Source organism: Vibrio sp. 10N.247.311.12 (assembly GCF_041467515.1).
In the GTDB taxonomy this organism is placed as follows: Bacteria; Pseudomonadota; Gammaproteobacteria; order Enterobacterales; family Vibrionaceae; genus Vibrio; species Vibrio crassostreae_C.
On sequence record NZ_JBFSUV010000001.1, the window covers coordinates 272,244 to 287,487 of the forward strand.

Below are 15,244 nucleotides of genomic sequence, written 5' to 3' on the forward strand. Positions count from 1 at the left end.
TTTACACTCAAATCCTTTACATTTGATGTGATGTCGGGCGTAAATAGACTTCACGTATTCATACACGCACTAAGGAAAGAGCGAATGTTTTTCCGCATTGGTAATACGAAAATTGCTGTGGCTGCATCGGCAATTTTGTCTTCGGTTTCACTGGCTCCGGTCGCTATGGCTAGCAATGCATCCGAGCTTGAAATGCAGCGTGACGTTTATGACAAAGCGCAAGAGGTTTTAGACAGCCGTGATCTAAAAGCTTACTCCGCGCTGCGTAACAAAATTCAAACATACCCTTTAACACCTTACACCGATTATCGGGCCTTTCTGATTGGCTTAGGTGATCGCACACCTGCTGAGGTCGATGCTTTCATTGAAGAGAACAAGGCATTGCCTTTCTCCAATCGAATGCGCGCACCTTATTTGGACTCATTGGCTTCTCAAAAACAGTGGAAGACGATCCTTGAGTTTCAAACCAAAGAGCCTGTCGGTGAAAAATACCAATGTATTTATTATCGAGCGCATTACGAGCAAGGTAACCAAGAGCTTGCCTTTAAAGGAGCTAAACAACTTTGGTTGAGTGGTAGTGGTGTTGATGACGCTTGTGACCCTTTATTTAAAAGCTGGGATCAAGCTGGGCTAAGAACTGATGAGCTGATTCTGGATAGAATGCTGCGCGCGTTCGAGGGCCGTAACGGTAAGTTAATGAGCTATCTGATTAAGCAATTGGATCATGATGAGTCAATTGCTCAAGCGAAGCAGATGAAGGCGTTGTACCACAAGCCTGAAAATGTACTCGCGTTTGCTAAAAAACATCCAGCGAATGAATTCTACCAAGCTCAAACCGAGTTTGCTTTCGAGAAGCTAGCAAGGAAATCATCAAGCAGTGCTCAAAAGGTGTTTGATGATGTCATCAAGGCTCAGAAGTTTTCGAAAGAGAAATCTCAAGAGCTCGCTGATTACCTAACGTTTCGTCTGATCAACACCGACTCTGAAGAGTTAATGGTGTGGCGCGACAAAATGCTCGCGAGTTCATCAAAGCAAGTTCTGCTGGAACGACGTGCTCGCTTAGCAATTCAACATGCCGATTGGACGGGTTTGAAAGAGTGGATAGCGCGCTTGGATGATAAACATCAGGCTTCGCTTCGTTGGCAATATTGGCAGGGCAGAGCTGAAATCGCGACGGGCGATACTGACAAAGGCAATAAGCGACTGTCAGATATCTTGGGTCAGCGTAATTTCTACAGTGTGGCTGCGGCTAAGCAGTTAGGTAAGCCAGTTCAATATCCAACATCGACACTTAAATACAATGCTGAAACAGTGAAGCCATTCGACACCTCTTTGGTGCGTATTGGTGAACTGATTGACCGAGACAAAATTGCGGCAGCGAAAAGTGAATGGCGCTGGTTACTGACCAATGCAGATAAAGAGCAAAAAGAGATGCTTGCCGCTTACGCTGCGACACAGCGTTGGAATCACTTTACCGTAACAGCGAGTATCTCTGCGAAGATGTGGGATAACATTGCGCTGCGCTTCCCTGTTGCTCATAAGTGGTGGTTTAACTTCTACGCTGAAAAGCACGATCTCGATCCAATCACTTTGATGTCTTTAGCAAGACAAGAGAGTGCGATGGATTCAGAAGCTCGCTCTCCAGTTGGCGCGCGTGGCATTATGCAAATTATGCCCAAGACGGCGCAATACACAGCGAACAAACATAAGATTAAGTATCAGGGCAGCGATGATCTTTATGATGTCGGCAAAAACATTGAGATTGGTAGTCACTACTTAGATGGTTTACTCGCTCAATATGATGACAACCGTATCTTTGCGTTTGCGGCTTATAATGCTGGACCTAGCCGTGTGAAACAGTGGCGTTCACGCAGCGATGAAAAGCTCGATGCCTTTGCATTTATCGAAATGATCCCATTCAAAGAGACACGTGGCTACGTTCAGAATATCTTGATGTTTGAGACCTACTATCGAGATATCTTGGGTGAGAAAGGGACGTTTTTAGCGCCCCATGAGGCAAAAACGAAATACTAAGCCTTCGGCATTTGGCCCGAAACTGAGTAAGAATAAAGGCAGTGAGTGCTAACCATTTCCACTTACTGCCTTTTTACATTGGATCGCATCAAGTGTTTCGGTATAAAGTGTTAAACGCTTTCAATCGTTAAGCGACTCTTTAAAGTCAGAATTTAAAAGTAAGTGTAGAGATATGGCATCACAACCTGAATATGATAATTGGCAACAACTGATGGACTTGGTAAAGACGGCTGTCGAAAAAGATCAGCACGAGCTGTTGTTGACTATGATGATGACACCAGACGAGCGAGATGCTCTGGTTGCTCGAATTAATATCTTCTGTGAGCTGATGAAAGGCGATATGTCTCAACGACAGGTGAGTCAAATGCTGGGCGTAGGCGTAGCGACGATAACCAGAGGCTCAAATGAGCTAAAGGCCAAATCTGAGCAAGAGAAAGTCGTGATCGCCGACCTATTGCTAAAGTAATAATGGAATTAAGCTATCACGCGATAGTATGAATACGAATTCGATAAAAAACGCTAACTGGATGTTAGCGTTTTTTGTTTCTGAAGATTGTTCTTGGAATCTTTTGAAGTTTAAGGAAGCCTCAAATACTAAATAGGAAAGTGTTCAGGATTCACAAATGGGATCAGAGCCAAAATTAAAGCTTGATGATAGACCGAACTGCGTGACAATTGGTTATGTGTCAGTAAGCCAATGGCACCACCTTTCTGTTTGATATTGTCGGTACCAAACACTTCATCCATCACATCCCCTAACTCGTTTGCATGCTCTAGTTTCTCAAGCACGGCTGGTGGCAGCATCAGACTTGCTGAACGAGACTCGCCACGTTGGCCATTCGTTTCGATCACCATCCAGGCAAAGGTGACGTTTGTTTCTATTCCCGCTTCTAGACCAACATAGAAGTCTGCATCAGGCTGAGCTTGAGTTGCGTTGTGAACTCGATTCACGGCACCTTGATAGGTTTCATCATTGCTCATCGGTTGATCGGCGACACCACTAGGGACGCTGATGCCTTTGAAATCAAATTCAGTATCAGGAAAAGCAGATAAGAACGCACTTTTAACGGCGTTTATTTTAGCTGGGTTCAGCGATGCGATGATTACAGATTTCATGTGTCGGATTCTTTTTGTTGTCGATTAGATTGAGTTGATGTTGTCGGTACCATTCACTCAACTCTTCTAATGGCATGGGTTTACCAAAGTAATAGCCTTGCAGCATATCGCACTGTGCATCCTGTAACCACTGGTGCATGCTTTCAGTTTCGATGCCCTCGGCTGTGACCTTCTTACCCTGAGCATGACATAACCCGATAACCGGTTTCACTATGTTCTGATTATCGGTCTCAATCAAGGTATCCAAAAACGCTTTATCCAATTTAATTTTCTGAGTTGGATACTGCACCAGTTGAGTGATAGAGGTGTAACCGGAACCAAAATCATCAATCGCCAGTCGATAACCCATGCATGACAGCTCATTCAGCAATGGGAAGCCTTCTGAATTTGAGTAAAAGGTTTCAGTGATTTCAAAATCGATTAGGCTTGGTGGAATTCGATTTAACTCCGCGTGTTCTTTAATGAAACCCGCAAGGTGAGTGGTTTCAATGCCAGCAGAAGATAAGTTGATCGACAATTGAATCGAGTGATCAAATTGAGTCTGAAGTCGATGGAATGAAGCAAACGCATTCTGTATTACCCAGCGGTCAACATGTTCGAACAGCCCGGTTTGTTCGGCTATTGGAATGAACTCATCCGGTGGAACCAAACCAAGTTGCTTTGAATTCCAACGTAATAACACCTCAACGCCAATAACATCAGTCCCGGTAGAATCCATGTAGGGCATGTAAACGAGCCTGAATTCATCATCAAAATTCTTACCTCTAAGCGCACGTTCAATGTCTGCTTGGCGCTGAATGGCTTTGTCTAAATCCCGTGAATAGTCAGCAAATTGGTTTTTACCGGCATGCTTGGCTTGGTACATCGCAGTATCCGCGTTGGACAGTAGCTTCTCGATTGAGTTGCCATCATTAGGGTAGGTCGCAATACCAATACTGACCGTGATCGGAAAGCTGCCTGATTCGGTGACAAAACCTTTTTGCAGTGGAGTCAGTAAATCATTCGAGAATCGATGCGCGACATTTCCTCGGTGACTAGGAGCGTTAATGTAGACAACGAACTCGTCTCCAGAAAGTCGGGCTGGCATACAATGAGCGTCGAACTCCTCTTTATAGTGACGACAAATATCTGAAATACGCTGAGCAAAAGAGACCAGAATCGAGTCGCCGATTTGATGTCCGTATTTGTCGTTCACAAACTTGAAGTTGTCCAAGTCAAAATAGAGAACCCAGGTTTCAGTATTCGAACTCGGTTTTGGCAACGATTGCTGAACGAAGGTTTGAAACTGATGCCTATTGGCTATTTGAGTTAACTGATCATTTTCGGCCAAGAGCTTGGTTTGCTGGTAGGTGTTGTCTAGCTCTTGATACATGTCATAAAAACGCTGTGATAGGCGGCCAAGCTCGTCACGAGTGCCTAAGCGTTCAATGTTCTTACGTTGTTTTTTTTCGACTTGCTGTAGCTGTCGATCGAGCCGTGTTATTGGAGTAATCACAGTGCGAGACAGAAGCATGAGTAGCAGAGCGACAGTTACAAACGCAGACAGTGCAAACGACAAACTCAGCTTGTTCCAAATTGAATCGAGCTTGTTTTCTAATAGGAATTGCGCCGGATCGACCGTGGCGTACAGTTCTGGAGCAAGCTTGACTGAGTGGGTGACATCATTTTCCAAAGAAACCGCTATGGATGTGAAGAATAAACTGGTTTGGTAGTCGAACTCTATCTGTTTTCTCAGCGCATTAAATTTGTCGAGAGAGACAGAGACAACAACAAAGAACACATCGTCGGGTTGATTGTTAACGGTTGGGAAAATCGCTTTTCTATCTACCTTGTCATAGTGAACCAACATCCCTTCGCCTTGGGAGTTTTGAATATAGTTGGTACTCGATGTTGCTAAGGTGTCTTGATAGTGCAGGTCAACATACTCCAATATCTTACTGTCAATCTGAGTGCGTGAGTCATTGCTATTATCCGCGTAATAACGCAGTTTTCGATCACCATTAAGAAGCGCTAAACCTGTATAGCTTTCATCGTCATCTTGCAGGAAATGAATGGCTTCTCGAAGATTACTGACCAGTTCAAGATCGCGAGATAGATTTTGATCAGTGAGAAAATAACGCTTCACCATATCACTCTGGGTCAAGGTGTAAGAGTAGCTATTGAGGAACGAACGAGATTGGCGAAAGTATCCGGCTAGTTTTTCCATGTTCAGTTGAAGTGCGTTGTCTTCGCGTTTGATGAAACTGCTTTTTTGCGTCGAATAAATAATATAGCTAGAAGCCGCGGTACTGATCAGTATCACAGGGGCTATTAGTAGTAAGATTTTAGTACTTAGCTTCATAGTTAATGACAACACTATTTATAAATTAAGCGCATAAGTTTATGTTACTTAATGCTTACTCGCTATTAATTATACGTAGTTCGATGATTTCCTGTGAAGGGGGTAAGGTTTTGTCTTTATTGATAAAAAAAGCCACTAATGAGTTTTTGTTAGAAAGGCTCAAGTAGTGGAGAGAGTAAGCGTGCCGAATGTGCGAAACAAGTGAATTGTGTTTCAGGCATGCTAGGGTGAGTTTTCTTAGCGAGAATAGTACTCGACTAGAGGGTGATTTAAGTATTTGGCCTGCTGTAGGCCAAATACTTATGTTAGCTAAAAGCTGATACTCACTTTCAGCTATGACAACTTAACTTGAGTCGCTTTGATGTTCTCACTTGGGTAGCAACCCAACACCTTAAGGTGGCGAGTAATGGCTGTTAGTTCCGTTATCGCTTGTTGCATATTATCTGAATCCAGATGCGCCTCTAAATCGACATAGAACATCTCTTCCCAAGGGTTACCCATGATAGGACGAGATTCTAGCTTAGTCATGTTGATGCCTAAGCGTTGCAGGATCAGTAGTGTTTCTACCAAAGAACCCGCCTCTTGAGATGTCGACATGATGAGCGTTGTTTTCGCTGGTATTTGAGTCGATACTTCAACAGGCTTACGCGCCACAACGATGAAACGAGTGTGGTTCTCTGTTTGGTTTGCAATATTGCTCTGGATTGGCTGTAGTCCATAAAGCTTACCGCTCGATGCATTACCAATAGCAGCTACGTCATTACCACCCAATTCTTTAACTTTTTTCATTGCATCAGCGGTGCTTGCGCAAGACTCAAGGTTGACACCCTTAAGGCGGCTCAAGAACTCACTGCATTGTTGATGAGGTTGTGGGTGCGAGTAGAGTGTTTTGATGTCTTCTAAACGGATATCACTTTTAGCAACAAGGCAGTGCTCAATCGGTTGAGAAAGTTCGCCAACAATGTATAGAGTCGTATGCTGTAACAGGTCGTAGACCTCGTTAATTGACCCTGAACTGGTGTTCTCAATCGGCAGGACACCGTAGTCGGCATGGCCAGACTCTACTGTTGATGCGACTTCTTTGAAGTGATTACAGTTCAGCTCAATCAATTCCATATTCTTGCGGCTGAAGTATTCGCGGCTCGCAAGGTGAGAATACGATCCCTTAGAACCTAAGAATGCAACGCGAGCCAATGGTTTACGGCTTTGCGGGTTCGCTAGGTTTTGTAAGTATGACTGTTGTAGTAAAACGGAATCTTCGATGATGGTGTGAAACAGCTTGGTAATGTACTGCGCATCAAGTTCGTATTTATCTTTGCCGTTGTTGATCAGCTTAACTAATAGTTGTTGTTCTCGTACTGCATCACGAACTGGTTTTGATGTCTCTACTTTGCTTTTAGCGACTTCGATACTTAGCTTGCGACGCTCTGAAAGTAACTTCAGGAGTTCGTCGTCTAAATCATTAAGACGAAGGCGGATATCATCCAGTGAAATTGAGCGGTCAGTCATAAATGTGTCCTTATAAAAAAGCCTCCCTAGTGTGGGAGGCTTCTTGTTCGTTTTTGACTTGTTTTTCTAAAACGACTTAGCCTCCGATTTACGGAAGAAAAAAGAAGTCAAAAATAAACAAAGATTGAGTGTGCATAAAAAGTGATTGTTTTATGAATGTTTAAACACAATAAGCAAGCGAGCTACGAGCGTCAAGCAAAAAAATAGCGCCCTGAGGCGCTATTTTTTAATCTGTTCTCTTTCCTTATTCTACTTCAGCTTCTAGCTCTTCGATTTCAGGCTTTTCAGTGCGGCGCGCTTCTGGTTTATGGCGTAGCTTGTTGAGTTGACGCTCTAGTTTTTGTTCTACTTCGTTGATCGCTACGTAGAGGTCGTCATGGATTGATGAAGCAACAAGTTGGCCTTTTGGTACGGTTAGTACCGCTTCAAATTTCTTCTTCTTGTTTGGTTCTTCGCTAAAGCTCGCTTGGCAGCCAATGATGTCTACTTGCCATTTATCTAGCTTTTTAAATTTGCTTTCTATGTGATCACGGATTGCAGAGGTAATGTCGATGTTTTTACCAGTGATGTTCATTTTCATAGAAGTTTTCCTCTGTTGTATCCCTCATGGGTTAACTTCAGATTACGACTTTTAGGAATAAAGAATGTGATCTAGATCTTGTTTTGGTTGGGTAGGATAAGCATTAAAATCAAATGTGATCTTACGCAAGTCTTAGTATCTTTTTGGCGAAAAATGCTTGTTATCCTTATGAAAAACGATAACTTGGAGGCAAGGCTTCGCTAAAAATTAAATCAGTTTTTAGGGGCGTCCTACAGCCTATGGAAAGTGCTTGATTGAAATTTACTCAATAGTGTTTTGTGATATAGGTCTTGTAATATAGGTCGCTACATAAGCTTCTTCAGAATTAGATAAACAAAAGCCGCATAAGTATTCTTATGCGGCTTTTGTGTTTTTTAGCTTTACCTAATACCTTTGGCTCCCCAGCTCTGGGATGGAGGCGATCCTAGTCGTTAGTGTTCAGTAATCTCGCTGTGCCGTCCTCTCGGATAGCATTGATAGCTTGTAATTGTTTATAGATTACGAAGTAACGATTGATGTTGGCAACATAGGTTACGGGTTCTTTACTCACGTATTTGCGAGTGATGATTTCTACGTTTTTAAACCAGATGTTTGGGTTGTAACCTTTCTGCTTGGCAATGCTCCTCATCTTTCTGATCTTAGCAGGACCAGCGTTGTAAGAAGCCAAGGTAAAGTAGATTTGATTGTCGGGTGATATTGCCGGGTCGTCAAAATATCGGTCTTTGATAAAGCGCATATACTTCACACCCGCATGGATGTTGTTATCCACCTTATGGATGTTCTTGATGTTGACGTTTTTATCTTTGGCGGTACTCGGTAATACCTGCATCACACCAATAGCCCCGCGATGAGAAATCCGGCTCTGATCCAGTCCTGATTCTTGGAAACCTTGAGCTGACATCATTAAAGGATCAAATTCATACTTGCTCGAATACTTTTCAAAGACATCTGAGAGTTTAGCTACTCGGTCTACTTTATTGGGGTTGAGTGCTCGGCCTAACCAGCGAGTATTGTCGATGTATTTCTGGTAGATGACATTCCCAAGCAGGGTGCCTGTTCGTGCGGTCTTGACGTATTTGTTTATCTCTTTCTTCAGTTGAGGGCTGTCTTTTCTTAAAGCCCAAGCAATACGACCATTTTCTCGTAAAGGTAAGTCGTTATGGACTTGAATGTTTTCCATTACATCGATCCAGAGCTTGGCTTTATGGTTATCCAGAATTGTGCCTTGTATATAACCTTGGTTAACCAGTTCTATCAGCTCGTAGTCTTGTAATGACTCCTCGATAAAGTGGACATACAGTGGTGGTAAACCTAGCTCGTTAAGCTCCTTATTAACTCTTTGTACACTCTCGAAGTAACTCGAGCTTGCTCGTATCCACACCTCTTTGCCACTCAATTGCTTGATTTCGGTGATAGGTTCGGCCTTTTTCCCTGTGATAATGAGTTCTTTACCATCTTTAATCATCGGATCCGAAAAATCGATGGTTCGTAATCGTTTATCGGTGATCGTTAGGTTAGCGACAGCGACATCACCATAGCCAGACTCTAAAGAGGGAAGTAGATCATCTCGTTGCACGGGGATGACTTGAACATTGAGGTAGGGATGTTTCTTACGAAGGCTTTTCTCAAAGTGGTAGAGCATTTCTGCCACGATGCCTTTTGGCTTGCCATCCTCGATGTAATAGAAACCAAGATCGGCAGACACTAGCACTCTAACCGTTCCTTTGGTTTTGAGCACATCCAAGTCACCCATGTAAGGCTTATTGCTTAATGGAGACAGTTCTAATGCGTAGGATAAGTGGCTAAATAGCGATATCCAGATAAATAATAACAACCTACTCACATCCACACTCCATGTTGATGTTTTGTTAAAAGTTATCTTTTGAAGATACCGTGTATTATGCGTTCCATCAAGTTTGCGATATGTAGATGAAAAAAAGCGCGCTAGTAAATTAGCGCGCTTTTAGGATTGAGATGTAAGAGGTTTGATTAAGGTAGTGGGTTTAACTCAATCAACTTTTCTGTTCTTAACACAGCGTCATCTAGGCCGAGTTGTTGATAAGCTTTTAGCTGGATATCTAAAGACTTACGCGCAGCAATGGTGTCTGGGTAAGTTTTTTGCAGCTCTTGCGTTCTGTTGATCGCAGCAATCCAAGCTTCGCGGCGTAGGTAGAAATCAGCGGTTGCTAAGTCATACTCTGCTAGGCGGTTCTTAAGTGCGAACATGCGTTTTTGTGCATCTTCAGCATAAGGGCTACTAGGGAAACGTTCGAGTAGTCGCTTGAAGTCAGCAAACGCAAGTTTCACTGGTTCAGGATCTCGGTCACTACGGTCGATATTAAAAATATCGTGCATGAAGTTTCGGTCTTGCGCCATGTGCGTTAAGCCGCGCATGTAAAGAACCCAGTCTTGTTTCTCATGCGTTGGGTTCAAACGTAGGAAACGTGAAATGGTAGCGAGGCCAAGTGCCAAGTCATCATTTTTGTAGTAAGCGTAAATCAGATCGAGCTGTACTTGCTCAGAATAGGCGCCGAATGGGTAACGTGAGTCTAGGGCTTCTAGCTTTTCTATTGCTGAAAGCCAGCTACCGCTCTGCAGTGATTCTTGAGCGTCAGAGTAGAGAACCGATGGTGGTACATCTGGCACTATCTCTTCACTACTTGAACAACCAACCAAGAGTGATACGGCTAATAGACCCGATAAAGTAAGGTGTTTCATGTCAGGCGTCGATTCCTTGAATTAAATATTTCGTAAGCTTCCGTTACTTTCTAACCAGTAACAGATACAATGATGCAATTATTCTATTTTATCCATACTAATGGGTATTAGTCTCACGGTTTTTAAAAAAGTTCGATATGGCTCAGCAGATCACATTAACAGACACAGTAAAAAGCAGCCAGTTAGGTCAACGTTTAGACCAAGCTGTCGCTGAACTATTTACCGATTTTTCTCGCTCTCGCATTAAAGAGTGGCTTCTTGACGGCAAAATCCAAGTGGATGGCGAAGTTATTACAAAGCCGCGCGTTAAGGTTTTGGGCGGTGAAGAGATCATCTTGCAAGCTGAACTTGCAGATGAAGAGCGCTGGGAAGCACAAGATATTCCTCTAAACATTGTCTACGAAGATGATGACTTATTGGTTATCAATAAGCCTCGCGATCTGGTTGTACACCCAGGCGCAGGCACACCGGATGGAACCATACTAAACGCATTGCTTTTCCATTACCCACAGATTGCAGAAGTGCCTCGTGCAGGTATTGTGCACCGTCTTGATAAAGACACAACAGGTCTTATGGTTGTGGCTAAAACGGTTCCAGCTCAAACTCGTCTTGTGCGTGCTCTTGCTAAGCGTCGTATTACTCGTGAATATGAAGCAATTGCAATTGGCAAAATGACCGCTGGTGGTGTGGTAGAGAAAGGCATTAGCCGTCATGCAACTAAGCGTACCTTGATGGATGTAAATGAATTAGGAAAGCCAGCGGTAACTCACTACCGTGTTGCTGAGCACTTCCGCGAGCATACTCGTATTCGTCTACGCCTAGAAACGGGTCGTACTCACCAAATTCGTGTTCACATGTCATACCTTCAGCATCCGCTGCTAGGTGACGTTGCATACGGTGGTCGTGCTCGTATTCCAAAAGGTGCATCTGAAGAACTAACAACAATGATTCGTTCTTTTGATCGCCAAGCACTGCACGCCGTTATGCTTAAATTTGTTCACCCAATTACAGGTGAAGAAGTTGAGTTCCACGCTCCTGTGCCAAATGACATGGTCGTGATGGCTGAAGCGTTACGTGTTGATGCGCGCGAAAACTTGGAAGACGACATTTAATCATGTCGATGATCATCCCTAACTGGAATGCACCAAAAAACGTGAAAGCATTTGCTTCGACACGTTTTGATGGTTTTTCTACTGGTGCGTATCAAGGATTAAACCTAGGTACGCATGTTGGGGATGATGCTTCGCTTGTTGAAAACAACAGAGCCTGGCTCAAGCAACACGCTAATATGCCTGCCGCTCCGGTATGGCTACATCAAACTCACTCAACAGATGTCGTTACGGTTTTACACCCTACGGCAGATATTCTTGATGCTGACGGTGCATTTACCACAGCTAAAGATGTTGTTTGTTCTGCGATGACAGCCGATTGCTTACCTGTAATCCTTACTGATACCAAAGGCACTCAAGTTGCTGCAGTTCATGCTGGTTGGCGTGGTCTTGCTGGTGGCATTCTTGAAAATGCCGTCGCAAAGTTTTCAAACTTAGGTTCAGAGAATAAGATCATTGCTTGGCTTGGTCCTGCAATAGGCAAACAAGCTTTTGAAGTAGGCGATGATGTGTTGGAAGCTTTCGTTAGTTTTGACTCTCAAGCTAAGCTCGCATTTGAAGCCAAAGCTGAACCAGGCAAATGGCTAGCGAATATGTCTCAGCTTGCAACGCAACGACTGAACAAAGTTGGTGTAACTTCTGTGACAGACTCTAATCTATGTACCTTCGCTGATGCCGATGCGTTCTATTCTTATCGTCGTGATGGTATTACTGGACGCCAAGCTACTTTTATTTGGTTAGAGTAACCTTTAACTAGTGCAACCAGTCATCCAGCTCATTTATATTTTTATAACAGCTCTATTCTTCATTCTTATCCCTTGAAAATCCGCGTTACCGTATCCATCTTCTAACCATAAGATAAACATATCTAAGAGTAGGAAGGTTGGCATGCGTCTCGATCGATTCACTAGTAAATTCCAAATTGCGATATCTGATGCTCAGTCGCTCGCATTAGGTCGTGATCACCAATATATAGAGCCTGTGCACCTAATGGTGTCTTTGCTTAATCAAGATGGTAGTGCAATTCGTCCATTGCTCACCATGCTGAATATTGATGTGGTTCAATTGCGTTCAAAGCTAAGCGAAATATTAGACCGTGTACCGAAAGTAAGTGGTATCGGTGGTGATGTTCAACTGTCGAATGCAATGGGTACTTTGTTCAACCTATGTGACAAGGTCGCACAAAAGCGTCAAGACACATACATTTCTTCGGAAGTCTTCCTACTTGCCGCAATTGAAGATAAAGGCCCTTTAGGTAACCTGCTTAAAGAACTAGGTCTTACTGAGCAAAAATTATCTCAAGCTATCGAGCAGGTTCGTGGCGGTCAAAAAGTTGATGACCCAAATGCCGAAGACCGACGCCAAGCGTTAGAGAAGTTCACCATCGATCTGACTGAAAGAGCGGAGCAAGGCAAGCTGGATCCGGTAATTGGCCGAGATGACGAAATCCGCCGTACTATCCAAGTACTTCAGCGTCGTACTAAGAACAACCCAGTCATTATCGGTGAACCTGGTGTTGGTAAGACAGCTATCGTTGAAGGTTTGGCTCAGCGCATTATTAACAATGAAGTGCCAGAAGGTTTAAGAGGCCGACGCGTACTTTCATTAGACATGGGTGCTTTGGTAGCTGGCGCTAAATATCGTGGTGAGTTTGAAGAGCGTTTGAAGTCAGTCCTCAATGAATTGTCTAAAGAAGAGGGCAATATCATTCTCTTCATCGATGAAATTCATACTATGGTCGGCGCTGGTAAAGGTGAAGGCTCTATGGATGCCGGTAACATGCTAAAACCAGCGTTGGCTCGTGGTGAACTCCACTGTGTTGGCGCAACGACTCTTGATGAATACCGTCAATACATAGAGAAAGATCCAGCGTTAGAGCGCCGCTTCCAAAAAGTGCTTGTCGATGAACCAACGGTTGAAGACACGGTGGCGATTCTTCGTGGTTTGAAAGAGCGCTATGAACTTCATCATCATGTAGAAATTACCGACCCAGCGATTGTCGCAGCGGCAACCTTATCTCATCGATACGTTTCAGACCGTCAGTTGCCAGATAAGGCGATTGATCTGATTGATGAAGCAGCTTCGAGTATTCGTATGCAGATCGACTCAAAACCTGAGTCACTAGATAAGCTCGAGCGTAAGATCATTCAGTTAAAGATCGAGCAGCAAGCTCTTACTAATGAGAATGACGAAGCCAGTGAAAAACGCCTTCGAACATTACAAGAAGAGCTTTCTGACAAAGAACGAGATTTAGCAGAGCTTGAAGAAGTGTGGAATGCAGAGAAAGCCGCGCTTTCTGGCACGCAACACATCAAGTCAGAGCTAGAACAAGCTCGTATGGATATGGATTTTGCGAGACGTGCTGGTGATCTTAACCGAATGTCTGAATTGCAATACGGTCGAATCCCAGAATTAGAGAAGCAGTTAGATCTTGCGACTCAAGCTGAAATGCAAGAAATGACGCTGCTGCGTAATAAGGTCACTGATGCAGAAATTGCAGACGTGCTATCGAAGCAAACAGGCATACCTGTTTCTAAAATGCTAGAAGCCGAGAAAGAGAAGCTTCTTAAAATGGAAGGTGTTCTACATAAGCGAGTTATTGGCCAAGCGGAAGCAGTCGAAGTGGTATCGAATGCGATTCGTCGTAGCCGTGCAGGTTTATCTGATCCAAACAAGCCGATTGGATCTTTCTTATTCCTTGGTCCAACTGGCGTTGGTAAAACGGAGTTGTGTAAAACACTCGCGAACTTCATGTTTGATAGTGACGATGCAATGGTGCGTATCGACATGTCTGAGTTTATGGAGAAACACTCTGTTGCTCGTTTGGTTGGTGCTCCTCCGGGTTACGTTGGATATGAAGAAGGTGGTTACTTAACAGAAGCAGTGCGTCGCAAGCCTTATTCAGTGATTTTGCTAGATGAAGTAGAGAAAGCGCATCCTGATGTTTTCAATATCTTATTGCAGGTGCTTGATGATGGACGCTTAACTGATGGACAAGGTCGTACAGTCGATTTTAGAAACACGGTAGTGATCATGACATCCAACCTTGGCTCTTCGAGAATTCAAGAGAACTTCAATACGCTCGACTACCAAGGAATAAAGAATGAAGTGATGGAAGTGGTAGGTAAACATTTCCGTCCTGAGTTTTTGAACCGAGTTGATGAAAGCGTGGTGTTCCATCCATTGGGTCAAGAGCACATTCAGTCGATAGCCGCTATTCAGCTTAAGCACCTTAAGAAGAGAATGGAAGACAATGGTTATGAGCTTGAAGTTTCGGATAAAGCACTCAAGTTAATTTCTCAAGTTGGCTTTGATCCAGTATATGGCGCGCGACCTTTGAAAAGAGCGATTCAACAAAGTGTCGAGAACCCGTTAGCGAAAGCGATACTGGCAGGAAAAATTAATCCAGATAAGAAAGTGCAGCTATTAGTTAATAACGACAGAATTATTGCTCACCAGTGATTGGGGCAGAAACAATAGGTACGATTCGCTAAATTTAGTCTAAATCGTACCTATTTCGAACGCTTTGTATAAATACTATTCGAACAGTCGCTAGTGGCGGCTTTTTTTCGTTTTTGGCCTTGTGCGCAAGATTATTATCTCTATAATGCGCCTCCGTTGTCAGGGATAACCAAGCGGTTTGAACTGAGTAACAAGACGGTGATAAGCATTTAAGATGCTTTGAAAAATTAGCTGGAAAAAGTGTTTGACACTGGAATCTAATCCGCTAGAATGGCCGTCCACTTCGAGAGGCTCCTTACTAAAAGGAAGGCTCAACAAGTAAAGCTCTTTAACAATTTAAACCTATCAATCTGTGTGGGCACTCGTTGATGAATA

At 43.5% G+C, this 15,244-nt stretch carries 11 protein-coding genes and 1 other annotated feature; of the genes, 5 read left to right on the plus strand and 6 right to left on the minus strand.

The genetic code is table 11. The features are described 5' to 3' along the window. The first annotated feature begins 84 nt into the window (after nucleotides 1-84). Entirely contained in the window at nucleotides 85-2,034 is a 1,950-nt protein-coding gene (locus AB6E30_RS01100) for a transglycosylase SLT domain-containing protein (protein ID WP_372102425.1), read from the plus strand. A 172-nt stretch (nucleotides 2,035-2,206) separates the two neighbouring features. Next, complete coding sequence (gene trpR / locus AB6E30_RS01105) at nucleotides 2,207-2,500, plus strand: trp operon repressor (protein WP_017059358.1); 294 nt, start codon at nucleotides 2,207-2,209, stop codon at nucleotides 2,498-2,500. A 128-nt stretch (nucleotides 2,501-2,628) separates the two neighbouring features. On the opposite strand, the gene yjjX is transcribed toward trpR, so the two are convergent. The 6 genes from yjjX to AB6E30_RS01135 all read right to left on the minus strand — a co-directional run bounded on the left by yjjX (nucleotide 2,629) and on the right by AB6E30_RS01135 (nucleotide 10,298). After that, nucleotides 2,629-3,150, minus strand: a complete 522-nt coding sequence (yjjX, locus tag AB6E30_RS01110; RefSeq protein ID WP_017059359.1) for an inosine/xanthosine triphosphatase — start codon at nucleotides 3,148-3,150, stop codon at nucleotides 2,629-2,631. Further along, on the minus strand, nucleotides 3,113-5,491 hold the full coding sequence (locus AB6E30_RS01115; RefSeq protein ID WP_372102427.1) for a putative bifunctional diguanylate cyclase/phosphodiesterase: 2,379 nt from the start codon (nucleotides 5,489-5,491) through the stop codon (nucleotides 3,113-3,115). Before AB6E30_RS01115 ends, yjjX begins: the two co-directional genes overlap by 38 nt. A 333-nt stretch (nucleotides 5,492-5,824) precedes the next feature. Further along, nucleotides 5,825-7,000, minus strand: a complete 1,176-nt coding sequence (gene pheA / locus AB6E30_RS01120) for a prephenate dehydratase (RefSeq protein WP_017059361.1) — start codon at nucleotides 6,998-7,000, stop codon at nucleotides 5,825-5,827. Nucleotides 7,001-7,012: 12 nt separating this feature from the next. Beyond that, nucleotides 7,013-7,134, minus strand: a sequence feature (Phe leader region). Nucleotides 7,135-7,244: 110 nt separating this feature from the next. Next, nucleotides 7,245-7,580, minus strand: coding sequence for a ribosome hibernation-promoting factor, HPF/YfiA family (gene hpf, locus AB6E30_RS01125; RefSeq protein ID WP_102394030.1), 336 nt, complete (start codon nucleotides 7,578-7,580; stop codon nucleotides 7,245-7,247). A 424-nt stretch (nucleotides 7,581-8,004) separates the two neighbouring features. Next, the gene (locus AB6E30_RS01130) at nucleotides 8,005-9,429 is read right to left on the minus strand and encodes a lytic transglycosylase F (protein ID WP_346762957.1); all 1,425 of its coding nucleotides are present in this window, start codon (nucleotides 9,427-9,429) and stop codon (nucleotides 8,005-8,007) included. 140 nt (nucleotides 9,430-9,569) lie between these two features. Then, nucleotides 9,570-10,298, minus strand: a complete 729-nt coding sequence (locus AB6E30_RS01135) for an outer membrane protein assembly factor BamD (protein ID WP_017059363.1) — start codon at nucleotides 10,296-10,298, stop codon at nucleotides 9,570-9,572. Between the two features lie 137 nt (nucleotides 10,299-10,435). On the opposite strand from AB6E30_RS01135, the gene rluD reads away from it, so the two are divergent. The 3 genes from rluD (at nucleotide 10,436) to clpB (ending at nucleotide 14,869) form a co-directional block, all read left to right on the plus strand. After that, nucleotides 10,436-11,410, plus strand: a complete 975-nt coding sequence (gene rluD, locus AB6E30_RS01140; protein WP_017059364.1) for a 23S rRNA pseudouridine(1911/1915/1917) synthase RluD — start codon at nucleotides 10,436-10,438, stop codon at nucleotides 11,408-11,410. A 2-nt stretch (nucleotides 11,411-11,412) separates the two neighbouring features. After that, nucleotides 11,413-12,153, plus strand: coding sequence for a peptidoglycan editing factor PgeF (gene pgeF / locus AB6E30_RS01145; RefSeq protein ID WP_065584732.1), 741 nt, complete (start codon nucleotides 11,413-11,415; stop codon nucleotides 12,151-12,153). Nucleotides 12,154-12,295: 142 nt separating this feature from the next. Further along, on the plus strand, nucleotides 12,296-14,869 hold the full coding sequence (clpB, locus tag AB6E30_RS01150) for an ATP-dependent chaperone ClpB (RefSeq protein WP_372102429.1): 2,574 nt from the start codon (nucleotides 12,296-12,298) through the stop codon (nucleotides 14,867-14,869). Nucleotides 14,870-15,244 lie beyond the last annotated feature (375 nt).

Coding starts and splice junctions, on each gene's coding strand:
- AB6E30_RS01100 (WP_372102425.1), top strand. CDS start 85: ATGTTTTTCCGCATTGGTAATACGAAAATTGCTGTGGCTGCATCGGCA.
- trpR (WP_017059358.1), top strand. CDS start 2,207: ATGGCATCACAACCTGAATATGATAATTGGCAACAACTGATGGACTTG.
- yjjX (WP_017059359.1), bottom strand. CDS start 3,150: ATGAAATCTGTAATCATCGCATCGCTGAACCCAGCTAAAATAAACGCC.
- AB6E30_RS01115 (WP_372102427.1), bottom strand. CDS start 5,491: ATGAAGCTAAGTACTAAAATCTTACTACTAATAGCCCCTGTGATACTG.
- pheA (WP_017059361.1), bottom strand. CDS start 7,000: ATGACTGACCGCTCAATTTCACTGGATGATATCCGCCTTCGTCTTAAT.
- hpf (WP_102394030.1), bottom strand. CDS start 7,580: ATGAAAATGAACATCACTGGTAAAAACATCGACATTACCTCTGCAATC.
- AB6E30_RS01135 (WP_017059363.1), bottom strand. CDS start 10,298: ATGAAACACCTTACTTTATCGGGTCTATTAGCCGTATCACTCTTGGTT.
- rluD (WP_017059364.1), top strand. CDS start 10,436: ATGGCTCAGCAGATCACATTAACAGACACAGTAAAAAGCAGCCAGTTA.
- pgeF (WP_065584732.1), top strand. CDS start 11,413: ATGTCGATGATCATCCCTAACTGGAATGCACCAAAAAACGTGAAAGCA.
- clpB (WP_372102429.1), top strand. CDS start 12,296: ATGCGTCTCGATCGATTCACTAGTAAATTCCAAATTGCGATATCTGAT.